Source organism: Delftia sp. WSY_16 (genome assembly GCF_043104415.1).
Taxonomy (GTDB): Bacteria; Pseudomonadota; Gammaproteobacteria; order Burkholderiales; family Burkholderiaceae_C; genus Comamonas; species Comamonas tsuruhatensis.
Window position 1 is genome coordinate 53931 of record NZ_JBICKS010000022.1, and the last position, 15488, is coordinate 69418.

A 15488-nucleotide genomic window follows, 5' to 3' on the forward strand; every position below is an offset into this window, starting at 1 on the left:
AACGAGGAGCTGCCCCATGGCATCCATCATCAACACCAATCTTGTTTCGCTTAACGCCCAGCGCAATCTCAACACGTCCCAGTCGTCGCTGAGCACCACCATGCAGCGCCTGTCTTCGGGCCTGCGTGTCAACAGTGCAAAGGACGACGCGGCAGGCTTGGCCATTGCCGAGCGCATGAACGCCCAGGTGCGAGGCATGAATGTGGCCATGCGCAATGCCAATGACGGCATTTCCATGGCGCAGACGGCCGAAGGCGCACTGGGCAAGCTCAGCGACAACCTGCAGCGGATGCGTGAGCTGGCCGTGCAGGCCGCCAACGACACCAACGGCACGACGGACCGTGGTTCGCTGGACAAGGAGTTCCAGCAGCTGGCGCAGGAAATCGCCCGTATCGTCGGCAGCACCAGCTTCAACGGCCGCCAGCTGCTGGACAACAACAATGCCACCGTGTTCCAGGTGGGTGCCAATACCGGCGCCGACAACCAGATCACGATCATGGCCGTGAACCTGACGGGCTCTACGCCCGGCGGTCTGGATATCACGGCAGGAACGCCTCCTACGCTCGGTGGCTCGCTGGGGTCCCTCATCGGTGCAGGCAGCTCGGCTGCCGATGCTCGCCTGTCCATGGCCGCCATCGATACGGCACTGGATCTGGTCAACAACACACGCGCCACCTTCGGTGCCGCACAGAACCGCTTCGAGGCCGTGATCTCCAACCTGCAGGTGGCAGCAGAGAACACCGCATCCGCACGCTCGCGCATCATGGATGCCGACTTTGCCGCTGAAACCGCGAACCTGAGCCGCACGCAGATCCTGCAGCAGGCTGGTACAGCGATGGTGGCCCAGGCCAACCAGCTGCCCCAGTCGGTGCTCAAGCTGATCCAGTAAGAGGGAGCCTGCGGGGCTTTTGAGCCTGGCTGCGCAGGGCGTAGCCAAAAAAAGCCTCAGGTTCGGGAGAAACCGGTCGATAAGATACCGGGGAATGCCTTCGGGCATTTGGTGTGCGTGTTCGCAAGGACGCGTTCTGCGCTGTGGCGCGGAGGTGTTCTGCACTTAGAAAGGGATGGTCATGGCCACCTTGAGCTCAGCTGGCATCAGCGGCAGCGGCCTGGACGAGACGATGATCGCCAAACTGGTGGCCCTGCAAAGGCAGTCACTGGTTCCGCTTCAGCAAAAAGCGTCTGTTCTGGATTCCAAGATATCCACGTTCGGGCAGATCAAGTCCCTGATGTCCACGCTTCAGGACGCGGCCACTTCGCTGGCCGATGCCGATACATGGCGCCTGACCAATGCCACCACGACCAATACGGCCGTGACTGCCACGGTGACGGACGCCAATGCTCTGCCCGGATCTTCGGTGATCTCGGTGACGGATCTGGCGCGCAGCCAGTCTGTTGCGACCGCTGTCATGCCGGCGTCCACCCAGTTCGGGGCTGGCAAGCTCACCATCACCATGGGCAGCTGGGACAAGACTGGCGACCAGTTCAGCAATCCCGGCACTCCCGTGGAGATCGATATCGCGGCCGGTGCCAAGCTGGAAGACGTGGTCCAGGCCATCAATAGCAAGGGCACGGGCGTGGTGGCGTCGGTGCTCAAGGATGCCCAGGGTGAACGCCTGGTGCTGCGCTCGCGTGCCACGGGTGCCGATGCCGGCTTCACGGTCGGTGCCAGTGGCGATGCCAGCCTGTCGGCCCTGGCCTTCAACGGCAAGGCAACCACGAGCTCCGTGGCGCAGTACGCCCAGAATGCCGAGATCAATGTCAATGGCATCACGGTGCAGTCGACCACCAACGAGTTCAAGCAGACCGTGCCTGGCCTGAACATCACCGTGAACCAGGTGACGGCGGCCGCCACCCCGGTGACGGTGACGGTGTCCTCGGACACTGAGGGCATGAAGAAGAAGATCCAGGCCTTCATGGATGCCTACAACGCGCTCAATGACGCGTTGGCCAGCTCGACCAAGTACGACGCCGAAAGCAAGGCCGCCGGCGTGCTGCAGGGCGACTCCACCACGGTGGGCATGACCAACAGCCTGCGCAGCGTGGTCTCGGGTACGGTTGCTGGCGCAGCGGACACGCTCAAGCGCCTGTCGGACATGGGCATTCAGATCCAAAAGGGCGGCAAGCTCGCCTACGGTACGACAGCCAGCGACAAGACCAAGCTGGACGCAGCGCTGAAGGACCCCGAGTCCATGAGCAAGATGTTTGCCGCCGTGGGAACGGACGGGCAGCCTGATACGCAGGGCCTGGCCGCGCGCATGAAGGATTTCACGCGCAAGGCGCTGGAATTCGATGGCACCTTCGACACCAAGAGCAAGAGCCTGCAGGAACTCAAGAAGAGCAACGGCAAGTCCCAGGACCGGATCAATGACCAGGCCGATTCGCTGGAAAAGCGCCTGCGTGAGCAGTACGCTTCGCTGGACAAGAAGATGAGCGGCTATTCGGCGCTGAGTGCCTACATGAACCAGCAGGTTTCCCAGTGGAATAAATAGACAGGAGCCATGCGGAGCGGCGGTCCTGTTTTCTGTAACCAATGCCCGGTGCCTCTAAATTTTCGGGCATTGCAGCCGAAGAACAAGACATCAAGGAAACGAACATGTACACATCGCTCAACCGTCGTGCTGCAAGTGCCTATGCCCAGGTCGGCGTCCAGTCCTCCGTGGACGGCGCATCGCCCCATCAACTGATCCAGCTGCTGTTCGACGCGCTTGAGAAAGCGCTGAACGCGGCCAAGGGAGCCTTGCAGCGTGGCGACATCGGCGAGAAGGGTGTGCAGATCGGCAAGGCCGTGCGCATTCTGGAGGAAGGCCTGAAGGCCTCCGTCAATCCCGATGAAGGCGGCGAGCTGGCCCAGAACCTGATTTCCGTCTACGACTACAGCATCACCCAGCTGACGCTGGCCAATCTGCGCAACGACGCAGCGCTGCTGCAAAGCGCGCAGGACGTGTTGGCTCCGATTGCCAATGGTTGGCGTGATATCGCCAACACGCCAGCCGTTGCCGGGACCTAGAAATGGAGTTGACATTGATTGACTTTTACCGGGCCATAGAAGACAGCAGCGCCAAGATGCTGCAGGCCGCACAGAACAAGGATTGGGAGGGAGTGACGCGCTACGAAGGCACCTGTGCCGTGCTGATCGAGCAGCTGCGGCTCAAGTCCCATGACGAGCCGCTGGCGCCTGAGCAACGCAAGGAGAAGGCCCGCATCATGCAGCGCATCCTGCGCAACGATGCCCAGATCCGCACGCTGGCCGAGCCCTGGCTGGCACAGTTCGAGCACATGTTCGACGGTCAGCCCCACGCCATGCATTGAGCCATGGCCTGACGGCGGCAGCTGCATCTGCAGCTTCCTGCCGGACATGAAAAAACCGCCTGAGATCCAGGCGGTTTTTTCATGGGCGGAATCTGCGGATGGCAGCGGCTGCAGATCAGGCCGCAGGTTCGGCCGCTGTGGGTCGCCGTATATCGATCAGGCCGCCGGCGCGGGCTGCACCTGCAGTTCGCTGAGCATGCGCAGCAGGTTGCGGTTGACGTCCTCGATCTCGAAGTCGTTGTCTTCGCGCAGCTGGCGAATCGGTGCGGGATCGTCGGATTCCAGCGCAATGGCCATCATCAGGGCCGGCGCGTAGGGGCCGGTGCGCGTCACGGCCGCGTCGAAGACGCGTTCGGACAGCGGTACGCGGCGCAGCACGGTGGGCAGGGGCTCGCCCAGCAATTGGTCCAGCTGCGAGAACAGGCCCAGCAGATAGACCTCGCGCTGCAGGTCGTGGCTGATGCCGGCTTCGATCAGGCGTTCGGTCAGGCTGGCGCGCAGCCGGATGGCGGTGCGCACGGGTATCAGGCTGGGCTCGGTGCAGGCGTGGGGCAGCTGGTCCGACAGCCAGCGCTGCAGCGTGCCGTAGCCCAGCATCACCAGGCCGCGGCGCAGCGAGTCCACATTGCCCCGCAGGCCCAGGGCCGCGGAGTTGGTGTAGAGCATGAAGCGATAGGCCAGGATGGGGTCCTCGCCCAGGATCTGCTCGAAGGCTTCCAGCGATTGCTCGGCATCGACGGCACGCATCAGCGCAAGCACGGTGTCGCGGCTGGGCAGGGCGGGGTGATGGCGCTGGGCATGCAATGCATCGGCCACGGGCCAGCCGGCGATGGCGCCCGCATGGAAGCTGTCCAGGCACAGATCGGCCAGGGCCAGGCTTTCCAGCCCTTCATACATCTGGCCGCCCAGCAGCTGCAGGGGGGGCAGGGTGGGGGCGGGCCTGGCGGCCTGCTTGAGGGCCTGGAGCTTGGTCGGCGCTTCGGCGGCCTGCGCGGCCTGCTGCAGCGCAAGCACGGTCTGATTGGGCATGCCCGAGGCGCCTTCGGGCGGCAGATGCAGCAGGCTGCTGGCAAACCAGTGGGCGGCCTGGGCGTCGGGCACGTCGGACAGCGGGCCGCGCCAGACCAGCATCAGGCCGCGCGCATGGGCCTGGCGCACCAGGTCATAGATGGCGGAGTCCTGCAGCCAGTCGCCGCGCACCTCGATCCAGGGGCTTCCCTTGGAGGCGTTCTCCAGCAGGTCGCACAGCACCTGGCGGGATTGGGGCGACAGCAGCACCGGCGGCGACTGCGTGCCCCAGGTCTCGCGCAGTATGCGCAGCAGGTGGGCCACGTCGGCCTGGACGCCGGGCTCCTCGTGAAGATAAAGCTGCACGCCCGCCAGACGGCGGGCCTGGTTCCAGAGCGGCCTATAGCCGAGGGTCAGAGAGCTCAGGACGGACTGGACCATGGATGCATGCGCGGGCGGTTATCAGTTGATGAAGTTGAACAGTGACAGTTTCTGGATCGAGGCGTAGGACTGCAAGGCCGCCTGCATGCCCACCTTCTGCATGTCCACATCGGAGAGGGCCTTGATCATATCGATGTCTTCGGCCCGCGAGCGCGCTGCTTCCTGCTGGTCCGCCTGGTTCTTCATGTCGTCTTCGAGGCGGTCGGCGCGGTTGAGCTGGTCGCCGGCGAAGCTGCGCATGGCCTGGACGCGGCTCATGCCGGCGTCGAGTTCGTTGAGGCCGCGGCCCAGCGCCTGCTGCATGGCGCCGGCATCGGTGGCGCCGTTCTTCACGCCCGCGATCACGTTGTCCAGCACGCTGAACAGGTCGGTGCGCTGGCTGGGGCCCAGCGTGAAGCTGTCGCCCGTGGCCAGGTTGCCCGAGATCTTCATCGACATGCCGCCCACGGTGATGGTGTCTCCGGCCGTGTAGGGAACGGCCGGGCCGGTCGTGCCACCGGAGGTGACGGTGTAGCTCAGGGCGCCCGTCGTGGCGTCCTTGGTGAAATTCAGGGTGTAGCTGGCGCCCGTGATGGCGCTGGGGTCCGACACCGTGCCCAGGTCGGCATAGGCCGAGCTGCCCGTGGGCGACTGGCGCGTCACGGCGAACACGCCGTTGCCCGTGGGCACGTTCATCCAGGTCGCAAAGCCGTCCAGCGCCAGCGGCAGGCCGTTTTCGCTGCCCGTGGCCTGGCCCGGTTGCAGCTGGGAATTGGTGCCGGGGTTGCCGTTGGTGAGAGGGTCTTCCTTGCTGCCCAGTCCGCGGAAGATGGGCAGGCCGTTGGAGTCCTTGGCATTGGCGTAGCTCAGCACCTGGTTGCGTATGCTTTCGAGCTGCTGCACCAGCGCATCGCGCGCCTTCTGGTCATAGGAGCCATTGCCGGACTGCAGGATCAGGTCGCGGAAGTCCTTGAGCGCGTCGTGGGCGGTGCCCAGCTTGGATTCGCCCTGGGCCATCACATCGCGCTGCAGGCCCAGCACACGCTGGTCGTTTTCCGAGCGGGAGATGCGCGTGAGCGCGCGCTCGGCCTGGGCGGCGGCCACGGGGTCGTCGCTGGCGCGCACCACGCGCTTGCCGGAAGTGGTCTTTTCCATCAGGTCCACCAGACTCGTGTTGCGCGAGTTCAGGTTGTTGATGGTGCTTTCGTACATGTTGGCCGTGCCAATGCGGGAGATGCTCATGGTGGAATGCTCCTGTCCTGTGATCAGCGGCCCACGGTCTGCAGAACGCTGTCGAAAATGCTTTGCGCGACCTGCAGCATCTTGGCTGAGGCCTGGTAGGACTGCTGGTACTGCAGCAGCTTGGCGGCCTCTTCGTCGAGGTTCACGCCCGAGACGGCCGTGCGGTCCGCTTCCAGGTTCTTGGCGATGGTCTCGGACAGCTTGGCCGCGTACTGCGCGCTCTGTGTGCGGGTGCCCACCTGGGCCATGGCGGTGGAAAAGCCGTCGCTCAGCGTGGTCGAGCCATCGAAGAGCTTGCTGTCGCGCAGCGCCAGGAAGGAGCTGGCATTGCCGGCATCGCGCTGGTAGGCCGTGCCGTATTGCGGATCGGTGGCCTTGCCCAGCGTGACCTTGTCGCTGTTGGTTCCGTTGATGGCGGGCGTGCCGGTGATCTTGACCTGCAGGCCCGGCGCCAGCTGGATGGCCTGGCCGGAGGTGTACAGGCCCGTGGCCGGGATGCCGCCTGCCGGTGCCGGGGTGATGGTGTACTCCAGCTGTCCGGCAGCGTTCTTGCTGAACGACACCTCGGCGCCGGCAAAGGTCGACAGGTCGAAGCCCGCGCTGACCTGGATGCCGCCCATCTGCAGGGTGGCGTCGCCCAGGGACTTGATGCTGGCGGCCACGGGGTTGGCCACGGCCAGGTCGTTGGGCGAGTGCACGGCGGCCTGGATGTCGTGGGCGCCTGCCGCCATGGGGCGGAACAGGATGGAGTTGCCCTGCACGCCTTCGGCCTTGAGGTCGAAGCGCAGGCCGTCGATCTCCTTGGAGCTCAGGTCGGCCATGTCGGTGAAGTCCGTGACCTTGCCGTCGGACAGGCGGATGACCTTGCCCGCTGGGGCCGTGCTGCCGAAGACGACCTGGTAGTCGGAGGCCTTGAGCTGGCTGGCATCGACCACCGTGGTTGTCGGCGTGGTGGCACCTGTCCACTGGGCGCCCGTGGTCGAGCCGTTGCTGACCATGGACAGCTTGAACAGATTGCTGCCGCTTTGTCCCGACAGCGTCAGGCCGAGGTTGTTTTGCTGGTTCAGCGTGTCGCCGATGGCCAGTGCCATGCGGCCCAGCAGGTTGCGGCCCTCGGTCAGGTCGCTGCCCTGGAACTGCAGCAGGCCGGCGATCTCGCCGCCACCCAGCATGGAGGGCGTCAGCTCCACGCTCTGGCCGCCGGGCTGCTGGAAGTACAGGGCCATCTTGCCGCTGCCCGGAAACTCCGTGGCCTCCTTGAGCGTGAGCTGGGCCGAACTGGAGCCCAGCACCAGCGGCTGGCTGCCGCCCACGAACAGGCTGATGGTGCCGTCGTCCGCGGGGATCTGGCTGGTCTGCACATACTTGTTGATATTGCGCACCAGCTGGTCGCGCTGGTCCAGCAGGTCGTTGGGCGTCTGGCCCGAGGCGATGGAGCGGCTGATCTGCGCATTGAGCGTGGCCACCTGGCCAGCCAGGCTGTTGACCACGGTCACATCGTTGCCCATCTGCTGCTTGGCGCTGTAGTCCAGCTCGTCGAGCTGGGCCGATGCCGAGCGAAAGCGCGCCGCCAGCTCGTTCATGCGCGTGAGCGCCACCTGGCGTGCCGACGGGTCGGTGGGCGCGCCGGCCACATCGCCGAACGAATTCATCATGTCCGTGATGGCCGCGCCCAGGCCGGTCTTGCCGCCGCTGAACACTTCCTGCATCTGCGCCAGCGAGGTGGCGCGCGCCGAATCGGCCGCCGACACGGCGCTGGCCGTGGCCGCCTGGCGGTTCAGCAACTCGTTGAAGTTGCGCAGGATGGTGTTCACATCCACGCCATTGCCGATGTAGCCGCTGCCCATGTTCTGGCCCGGCGAGGTCTGGAAGGCCACGCTCTGGCGCGAGTAGCCGGCCGTGTTGACGTTGGCGATGTTGTGGCCGGTGGTCTGCAGGGCGATCTGATTCGCCATCAGGGCGCGGGATCCGACGTTCAAAAGGCTCATGGCGTGTTCTCGGTTTAGGCTTGTGCGCGTGCCGCGCTCTGCACGGCGCTCTGGATGGCGCGGCTGAGCTTGCTGGCGTATTCGGGATCGGTGGCGTAGCCGGCTTTCTGCAGCTCGGTCGCATAGGCCAGGGCCGAGTCGGTCTTGCCCATGGCTTTCTCGTAGCGCGGATTGCTGGTGATCAGCCGCGCATAGTCGCGGAAGGACTCCTCGTAGGAGCCGTAGGCGCGGAACTTGGCCGTGACCTTGCGCGCCACGCCGTCGATGTATTCGGTGGTCGTGACCTCGGCGACCTTGCCCGTCCAGCCCTTGCCGGCCTTGATGCCGAAGAGGTTGTGGGCATTGCTGCCATCGGCGTTCTTGATCTCGCTCTTGCCCCAGCCGGTCTCGTGGCCGGCCTGGCCCAGCATGAAGGCGGCCGGAATGCCGCTTTCCTGCGCCACGCGCGCCGCAGCGTCGCCATGGTGGGCCACGAAGTTGTCGCGGCCCTTGGGCGCGGGTGCGTAGGCGTTGACGGACTGGGCCGCGCTGCTGCGGCTGCCGCTCCAGGCGCCGATGGCAGCGGTGCCGCCGGCGGCGCCATTGGCATTGGTGGCCGTGCTGCGCCAGGCGATGCGGCTCATGCTCAGCGTGGAGGGCACGGAGATCTCGGCATCCTCGGCGGCTTCCGAGCCCATGGTGCGGGCCAGCTGGCGCGTGATGGCATCCGACAGTCCGCCGGGCTGGCCCGACATGGCCACCGACAGCTGCTGGTCCAGCATGTCGGTGCTGAGGTTGCCCTGTGCGCTGTCGAGCAGGCCGGACTTCATGGTCGCCTCGCGCATGCTCTTGATCATCTCGCGCATGAACAGCGATTCCAGCTGTTTGGCGGTTTCCTTCGCGGCCTGCGGGCTGTTCTCGCCGGCCGCGAACTTGAGTGCGTTGAGGGACCGGGCGTCGGCCGCCAGCGCATTGCTGGCCGCAGTCTGCGATCCATTGGGAAGTGCGATGCTCATATCACCTCCAGTTCGGCGTTGAGAGCGCCTGCGGCCTTGATGGCCTGCAGGATGGCCAGCAGGTCCTGGGGCGTGGCGCCCAGCGTGTTGAGTGCGCGCACCACGTCGGTGAGCTGCGGGGAGCCGGGCATGTTGATGATGTTGCCGGGCTCCTGCTTGATCTGGATGTCGGACTTCTGGGCCACCACGGTCTGGCCCTGCGAGAAGGCGCCGGGCTGGCTGATCACCGGCGTGGTGCTGATGGTGATGGCCAGGTTGCCGTGGGCGATGGCGCAGGGGCCCAGGGTCACGGCCTGGTTGAGCACGATGGAGCCCGTGCGTGCGTTGATCACGACCTTGGCCGAGGGCTTGGAGGTCTCGATCGGCATCTCCTGGATCTCGGCAATCATGCGCACGCGCGATCCCGGGTCCTGGGGCGCGGATACGCGCACGGTGCGCCCGTCCAGCGCCTGCGCCACGCCCTGGCCCATGCGCTGGTTGATGGCGCGCACCACCTTGTCGGCGGTCTGGAAATCGGTGGCGTTCAGGCCCAGCGTGATGCTGTCGCCTTCGTTGATCGGGGTGGGAACGGCGCGTTCGACCTGGGCGCCCTGCGGCACGCGGCCCGCGCTCAGGTGGTTGATCTGTACCTTGGAGCCGCCGGCCGAGGCGCCGGCGCCGCCGACCACGAGGTTGCCCTGGGCCAGCGCGTAGATCTCGCCGTCGGCACCGCGCAGCGGCGTGGTCACCAGGGTGCCGCCCTTGAGCGACTTGGCATTGCCCACGGAGGAGACGACCACGTCGATGGTCTGGCCTGGCTGGGCAAAGGCCGGCAGCTCGGCGGTGACGATCACGGCCGCCACGTTCTTGAGCTGCAGCTGGCCCGCGTTGCCTGTGGCGGGCAGCGAGATGCCCATCTGCTCCAGGTAGTTGGCCAGGGCCTGCTTGGTGTAGGGCATCTGGGTGGTCTGGTCGCCCGTGCCGTCGAGGCCGACCACCAGACCGTAGCCGGTCAACTGGTTGCTGCGCACGCCCTGGATGGCAGCGACCTCCTTGATGCGTGTTGCATGCGCCGGCAGGGTCAGCATGCTGGCGCCGAGGGCGGCTGCAACCCAGAACGGGCGCTGCGCTTGGCGCAATGTCAGGAGCATGGACAGTACTTTCATGCTGTCCATTCTCCGGAGAATCAGAACGGCATAACGTTCAAAAAGAACCGGGACAACCAGCCAATTGACTGCGCTTCCCCGGCCTGCCCGCGGCTGCGCGATTCCACGCGCACATTGGCCACCTGGGTCGAGGCGACCAGGCTGCCGGGCTGCATGGTGCGCGGGTCCACCGTGCCCGTGAAGCGCAGCACATCCACGTTGTGGTTCACGCCGATCTGCTTTTCTCCGGCGATCACCAGATGGCCGTTGGGCAGCACATCGACCACCGTCGTGCTGATGGCGCCCGTGAACGTGTTGTCGCTGGACGTCGAGCCCGAGCCCGTGTAGTCGTTGTTGTTGTTGAAGCCGATGTTGGAGCGGTCCTTGAGATTGGCCAGCGCATTGCCCGAAAACAGCGGCAGCGCCGAAATCCCGGCCGTGGTCTTGTTGGACCGCTTGAGGCCCGAATCCGACTTCTGGCTGGCCGTCACACGCTCCACGATCTGCACCGTCACCAGGTCCCCCACCAGGCGCGCACGCCGGTTCTCGAAACCGGGCCGGTAGCTGGCCGCGTTGAACAGGCTGCCCGTGGGGCTGCCCGCCACCGGGGCAGGCTGCGGCAGCACCGGCGGCGCCGTGGACGGCATGTCCACCGGCGGCGGGTCATTGAGCGTCGTGCAGCCCGACAGGACTGCCGCCAGCGCCAGGCACGTGCCCGTCGCGGAAAGGGAGAAGGTTCGTTGGGTCATGGCGATGTTCCCGGTGTTTCAGTGATCCATGCTTCGCATGAACCTGGCGAGCCATAGGCATGTGGCGCGACCCCGGAGACCGGCGCGGCCCAGGTCAGGGACGCCGAGCAAGGGCCGCCCCGCAGCGAGGGCGTCGTCCCCCTCCCTCGCGAAGCGAGTAGAGAGGGGGAAGCGGCGAAGCCGCTCAGGGGGAGAGATCAATTACAACTGCGCCAGCTTGGCCAGCATCTGGTCCGACGTCTGGATGGCCTTGGAATTCATTTCATAGGCGCGCTGGGTCTGGATCATGGTCACCAGCTCCTGCACCACGTTCACGTTCGAGCCTTCCAGGTAGCCCTGCTTGATCATGCCCATGCCGTTGACACCGGGCTGGCCCTGCTGGGGCTGGCCCGAGGAAGCGGTTTCCGTGAACAGGTTCTGGCCGCGCGGCTCCAGGCCGGCCGGATTGATGAACTGGCTCATCGCGATGTTGCCCACCTGCTGGGGCGCGGCCTGGCCGGCCATGGTCACGCTGACCACGCCCTCGGGGCTGATAGACACCTTGGTCGCGCCCTGGGGAATGGTGACGCCGTTGGCGATGGGCATGCCGCTGGCAGTCACCAGCTGGCCCTGGGCATCGACCTGGAAGGAGCCGTCGCGGGTATAGGCCGTGGTGCCGTCGGGCATGTTGACCTGGAAGAAGCCGTTGCCGTCGATGGCCACGTCCAGCGCATTGTTGGACTGCTGCAGGGCGCCCTGCAGGAAATTGCGCGAGGTGGCCACCGTGCGCACGCCCAGGCCCAGGTGCAGGCCCGTGGGAAGCTGGTTCTGCTCGGTGGTCTGGGCGCCCGACTGGCGCAGGTTCTGGTAGATCAGATCCTCGAACACCGCGCTGGCGCGCTTGTAGCCCGTGGTCGAGACGTTGGCCAGGTTGTGGGAGATCACATCCAGCTGGGTCTGCTGGGCTTCCATGCCGGTCTTGGAGATGAACAGCGAATTGATCATGGCGTTTTCCTTTTCAGTGCTTTCAGCCGTTCATGCTCAAGAGTTGGCTGGCCGTCTTGTCATTGGTTTCTGCGGTCTGCAGCAGGCGCATCTGGGTCTCGAACTGGCGGGCGGCGGCAATCATGCCGACCATGGTCTCCACCGAATTCACGTTCGAGCCTTCGATGGCACCCGACAGCAGGCGGGCGTTCTCGTCGTTGGGCAGCGGCTCGCCGTTGCCCGTGCGGAACAGGCCGTCGTTGCCGCGCACCAGCGCAGCGTCCTCGGCCGGCGTGGCCAGCTTGACGCGGCCCACGGCCACGGGCAGCTGGTTGCCGGTCTTGGCGGTCAGCGTGCCGTCGGAGCCCAGGGAAATCGTGGACTCGGGCGGAATGTCGATGGGGCCGCCGCCGTCCGACAGCACGGCCTGGCCGTTGCTGTTGACCAGCTGGCCCTCGGGGGAAACCTCGAACACGCCGTTGCGTGTGTAGGCTTCCTGGCCGTCCAGGCCCTGGACGGCGAACCAGGCGCGGCCCATGGCCATGGCGTCCAGTGCGCGGCCCGTGCGCTGGGTGGGGCCGGGCGTGTCCACGTAGCCGGAGGTCGCCTCCAGCGCGAACACGCGCGTGCCCGCGCCGCTGCCCTGCAGGGGCACGGAGCGGAAGGTGGACATTTCGGCCCGAAAGCCATTGGTGCCGGCATTGGCCAGGTTGTGGGCCAGCACGGACTGACGCTGCGCCGCTGCGTTGGCGCCCGTCATGGAGGTGTAGATGATGCGGTCCATGCCGGCTCTCCTGACTCAGTTCTTGGCTATCAGCGCAGGTTCACCAGGGTCGAGAAGACCTGGTCCTGGGTCTTGATGGTCTGGGCATTGGCCTGGTAGGCGCGCTGCGCGGTCATCATGTTCACCAGCTCGGCGGTCAGGTCCACGTTGGAGTCCTCCAGCGCGCCCGAACGCAGCGAGCCGAAGGTGCCGGACTGGGCCGTGCCGTTGAGCGCCGGGCCCGAATCCGAGGTTTCCACCCACTTGTTGTCACCCACGGCGCCCAGGCCCTGGGTGTTGGTGAAGGCGGCCAGGGCCAGCTGGCCCTCGGTGCGCGTCACGCCGTTGGAGTAGGTGGCCACGATGGAGCCATCGTTGCCGACATTGATGCCGGTGAGCGCGCCTGCGGTGTAGCCGTCCTGCTTGAGGCTGCTGACCGCGAACTTGGAGCCGAACTGCGAGACGTTGGAGAAGTCCAGCGTCACGCCGGCCGTGCCGTTGATGGTGCCGGGCGTGGGCGCGTTGGGGTTGCTGCTATTGATCTGCACGCCAGTCACAGGGCTGCCGCTGGTGATCTTGCCGGAGGCATCGAACACCAGGGTGGTCAGCAAGGTGGCGACCTTGGGCGGCGATGCCGTGGGGTCGTCCAGGCCGTCGTAGACCTTCCAGGTGTTGGACGCCGCGTCCTTCTCGAAGTACATCTGCACCGGCGTGGGCACGCCCTGGCTGTCATAGACGTTGATCGAGGTGCCATAGGTGGCGCGCGGCGTGGCGGCAACGGGAGGCGTGGCTGCGGGGTTGCCTGCCGCGGGCGTGGCGCGCGCATCGAGGTTCAGCTCCACATTGATCTTGGTCGTGGTCTTGGCCGCAATCGGCTGGCCCGACGGGAAGACCATGGGCACGGGCTGGCCGCCGGCCAGCACCTTGCCCGTGGTGGCGTCCACGGGGTAGCCCATGACGTTGTCGCCCTGCACGGTCTTGAGGTTGCCCTGCTTGTCCAGGCCGAAGTTGCCGGCGCGCGTATAGGCCGTGCTGCCATCGGGCTGGCGCACCACGAAGAAGCCGTTGCCGTTGATGGCCACGTCCAGGTTGTTGCCCGTGGTGGTGATCGGGCCCTGGCGGAACTGCTGGGTCACGGCGGCCACGTTGACACCGATGCCGCTGTTCTGGCCGCTGGCCGAGCCGACGGCGCTGGCCACGGCCTCGGCGAACTCGGCGCGCGAGGACTTGAAGCCCGTGGTGTTGGCGTTGGCGATGTTGTGGCCGATCACGTCCAGGTTCTTGCTGGCGGCGTTCAGACCCGAGAGGCCTTGTTGGAATCCCATGGTGTGCTCCTGCGATGGTTTGGGGTGTTTGGTGCGGTGTTCAGTACACGGCCTTGACGGAGGTGTAGGCGACGTTGGTGCCGTCGTCCAGCTCCAGCGTCAGCTTGCCGTCGGTGGTGCCCGTGGCAAGCACCGCGTGGGGCGAAAGCGTGGTCGAGGCCACGGCCTTGTCGGCATTCGTGGCCTGCACCGTGTAGCGCAGCTGGCTGGCATCGCCCGTGTACTTGCTGCCGTCCCAGGTGAAGTAGTTGCGGCCCGCGGTGCCGCTGCCCAGCTCGACGGTGTCCACCAGCTCGCCGCCGGCCGTGGTGATCTGCACCTTGACATCGGCGGCCGGGCCTTCGAGGTCGAAGGCCGCCGTATAGGACTTTTCCTTGCCCACGCCCAGGGTGTTGCCCTCGGTCAGCACGGTGCGGCCGATCATCTGCGTGCCCTGCAGCACCTGCATGGCCGTGAACTGGCCGGCCATGCTTTCCATGGTCTTGTTCAACTGCTGGATGCCGGTGACGGTGTTGATCTGCGCCATCTGCGAGGTCATCTGCGCGTTGTCCATGGGATTCATGGGATCCTGGTTGTTCAACTGCGCGACCAGCAGCTTCAGGAAGCGGTCCTGCGCTGCTGCGGGGTCGGTGTTCGAATTGCTCGTGGTGTTCTTGCTGTTGAGGTCGGCCGTGCTGGCGACGCTGCCTGCGCCATAGATCATGGGAGTGGCTCCTGGAATGTGGTGCGGACGGGGCTCACTGGCCCATCTGCAGGGTTTTGAGCAGCAGCGACTTGGTCGTGTTCATGACCTCGACGTTGTTCTGGTAGGAGCGCGAGGCCGAGATCATGTTGACCATCTCGTCCACGGCGCTGACGTTGGAATGCGTCACATAGCCTTCGGCATCGGCCAGCGGGTGCTGGGGATCGTGGATGCGGCGGCCCGGCGTGTTGTCCTGGCTGATGGCGCTGACGCGCACGCCCGAGGAGCCTTCCTCGCCCATGGGCACGGTCTGGAAGACCACCTGGCGTGCCTGGTAGGCCTTGCCGTCGGGGCCGGCCACGGCATCGACGTTGGCCAGGTTCGAGGCCACGACGTTCAGGCGCTGGGACTGGGCGCTGACGGCACTGCCGGAGATGCTGAAGATGGAGAACATGGACATGGGAAAGCTCCTGTGGTCTGTGGCGCCGGCTTACTGGCCCTGGATGGCCGACAGCATGGTCTTGGCCTGGCCGTTCAGAAAGCGCAGCGTGGCTTCGTAGCGCACGGCGTTGTCGACGAAGTTGGCGCGTTCGCGGTCCAGGTCCACGGTGTTGTTGTCCATGTTGGTCTGGGCCTGCACCGAGTAGCCGAGATGGCTTTGCGCGCTCTGCCCCGAGGCGGCGGCAGGCAGCGGAATGTGGCCGCCCTGGCTGACGCTGGCCAGCGTCATGGGCGAGGGGCCGGAGGTGACGGCCGTCAGCGCCTCGCGGAAATTGAAGTCGCGTGCCACATAGCCCGGGGTGTCGGCATTGGCGATGTTGCTGGCGATTGCACGCTGGCGCTCGGCGCGCAGCACCAGCGCCTTGCTCTGGAAGTCCAGTCGTTCAGTCATCTTGTCGAGCATGTCGGCCTCGCCC

16 protein-coding genes are annotated in these 15488 nt (G+C 65.9%); 4 read left to right on the forward strand and 12 right to left on the reverse strand.

The annotated features are described in order from the left end of the window. Positions 1 to 16: 16 nt before the first annotated feature. The 4 genes from ACF8O7_RS13450 (at position 17) to ACF8O7_RS13465 (ending at position 3312) form a co-directional block, all read left to right on the forward strand. Positions 17 to 889, forward strand: coding sequence for a flagellin domain-containing protein (locus tag ACF8O7_RS13450; RefSeq protein ID WP_017404687.1), 873 nt, complete (start codon positions 17 to 19; stop codon positions 887 to 889). Positions 890 to 1070: 181 nt separating this feature from the next. Continuing rightward, complete coding sequence (gene fliD, locus ACF8O7_RS13455) at positions 1071 to 2492, forward strand: flagellar filament capping protein FliD (protein WP_016454334.1); 1422 nt, start codon at positions 1071 to 1073, stop codon at positions 2490 to 2492. Positions 2493 to 2596: 104 nt separating this feature from the next. After that, on the forward strand, positions 2597 to 3010 hold the full coding sequence (gene fliS / locus ACF8O7_RS13460) for a flagellar export chaperone FliS (protein WP_016454333.1): 414 nt from the start codon (positions 2597 to 2599) through the stop codon (positions 3008 to 3010). Positions 3011 to 3012: 2 nt separating this feature from the next. Then, the gene (locus tag ACF8O7_RS13465; RefSeq protein ID WP_016449305.1) at positions 3013 to 3312 is read left to right on the forward strand and encodes a flagellar protein FliT; all 300 of its coding nucleotides are present in this window, start codon (positions 3013 to 3015) and stop codon (positions 3310 to 3312) included. Positions 3313 to 3468: 156 nt separating this feature from the next. Here the strand turns inward: ACF8O7_RS13465 and ACF8O7_RS13470 are convergent, their stop codons facing one another. The 12 genes from ACF8O7_RS13470 to flgB form a co-directional block, all read right to left on the reverse strand. Next, entirely contained in the window at positions 3469 to 4761 is a 1293-nt protein-coding gene (locus tag ACF8O7_RS13470; protein WP_016449306.1) for an HDOD domain-containing protein, read from the reverse strand. A 21-nt stretch (positions 4762 to 4782) separates the two neighbouring features. After that, a complete protein-coding gene (flgL, locus tag ACF8O7_RS13475) occupies positions 4783 to 5982 on the reverse strand; it encodes a flagellar hook-associated protein FlgL (protein WP_016454332.1) in 1200 nt (399 codons plus the stop codon). A 23-nt stretch (positions 5983 to 6005) separates the two neighbouring features. Beyond that, a complete protein-coding gene (gene flgK, locus ACF8O7_RS13480; protein ID WP_034366512.1) occupies positions 6006 to 7970 on the reverse strand; it encodes a flagellar hook-associated protein FlgK in 1965 nt (654 codons plus the stop codon). Between the two features lie 14 nt (positions 7971 to 7984). Then, positions 7985 to 8965, reverse strand: coding sequence for a flagellar assembly peptidoglycan hydrolase FlgJ (gene flgJ / locus ACF8O7_RS13485; RefSeq protein ID WP_016449309.1), 981 nt, complete (start codon positions 8963 to 8965; stop codon positions 7985 to 7987). Continuing rightward, positions 8962 to 10110: a flagellar basal body P-ring protein FlgI gene (locus tag ACF8O7_RS13490; protein ID WP_016449310.1), complete on the reverse strand. Its 1149-nt coding sequence runs from the start codon at positions 10108 to 10110 to the stop codon at positions 8962 to 8964. Before ACF8O7_RS13490 ends, flgJ begins: the two co-directional genes overlap by 4 nt. 20 nt (positions 10111 to 10130) lie before the next feature. Further along, complete coding sequence (locus ACF8O7_RS13495; RefSeq protein WP_012202559.1) at positions 10131 to 10838, reverse strand: flagellar basal body L-ring protein FlgH; 708 nt, start codon at positions 10836 to 10838, stop codon at positions 10131 to 10133. Positions 10839 to 11039: 201 nt separating this feature from the next. Then, a complete protein-coding gene (gene flgG, locus ACF8O7_RS13500; RefSeq protein WP_012202560.1) occupies positions 11040 to 11822 on the reverse strand; it encodes a flagellar basal-body rod protein FlgG in 783 nt (260 codons plus the stop codon). A 22-nt stretch (positions 11823 to 11844) separates the two neighbouring features. Next, positions 11845 to 12585, reverse strand: a complete 741-nt coding sequence (locus ACF8O7_RS13505) for a flagellar basal body rod protein FlgF (RefSeq protein WP_016449311.1) — start codon at positions 12583 to 12585, stop codon at positions 11845 to 11847. Between the two features lie 29 nt (positions 12586 to 12614). Beyond that, on the reverse strand, positions 12615 to 13889 hold the full coding sequence (flgE, locus tag ACF8O7_RS13510; RefSeq protein ID WP_392443529.1) for a flagellar hook protein FlgE: 1275 nt from the start codon (positions 13887 to 13889) through the stop codon (positions 12615 to 12617). 40 nt (positions 13890 to 13929) lie between these two features. Beyond that, entirely contained in the window at positions 13930 to 14592 is a 663-nt protein-coding gene (locus ACF8O7_RS13515) for a flagellar hook assembly protein FlgD (RefSeq protein ID WP_016449313.1), read from the reverse strand. Between the two features lie 34 nt (positions 14593 to 14626). Continuing rightward, positions 14627 to 15031, reverse strand: a complete 405-nt coding sequence (gene flgC / locus ACF8O7_RS13520; RefSeq protein WP_016449314.1) for a flagellar basal body rod protein FlgC — start codon at positions 15029 to 15031, stop codon at positions 14627 to 14629. Positions 15032 to 15061: 30 nt separating this feature from the next. Then, positions 15062 to 15475 carry a flagellar basal body rod protein FlgB gene (flgB, locus tag ACF8O7_RS13525; protein ID WP_013800365.1) on the reverse strand — a complete coding sequence of 138 codons (414 nt, stop codon included), beginning with the start codon at positions 15473 to 15475 and terminating at the stop codon, positions 15062 to 15064. Between the last annotated feature and the right edge of the window lie 13 nt (positions 15476 to 15488).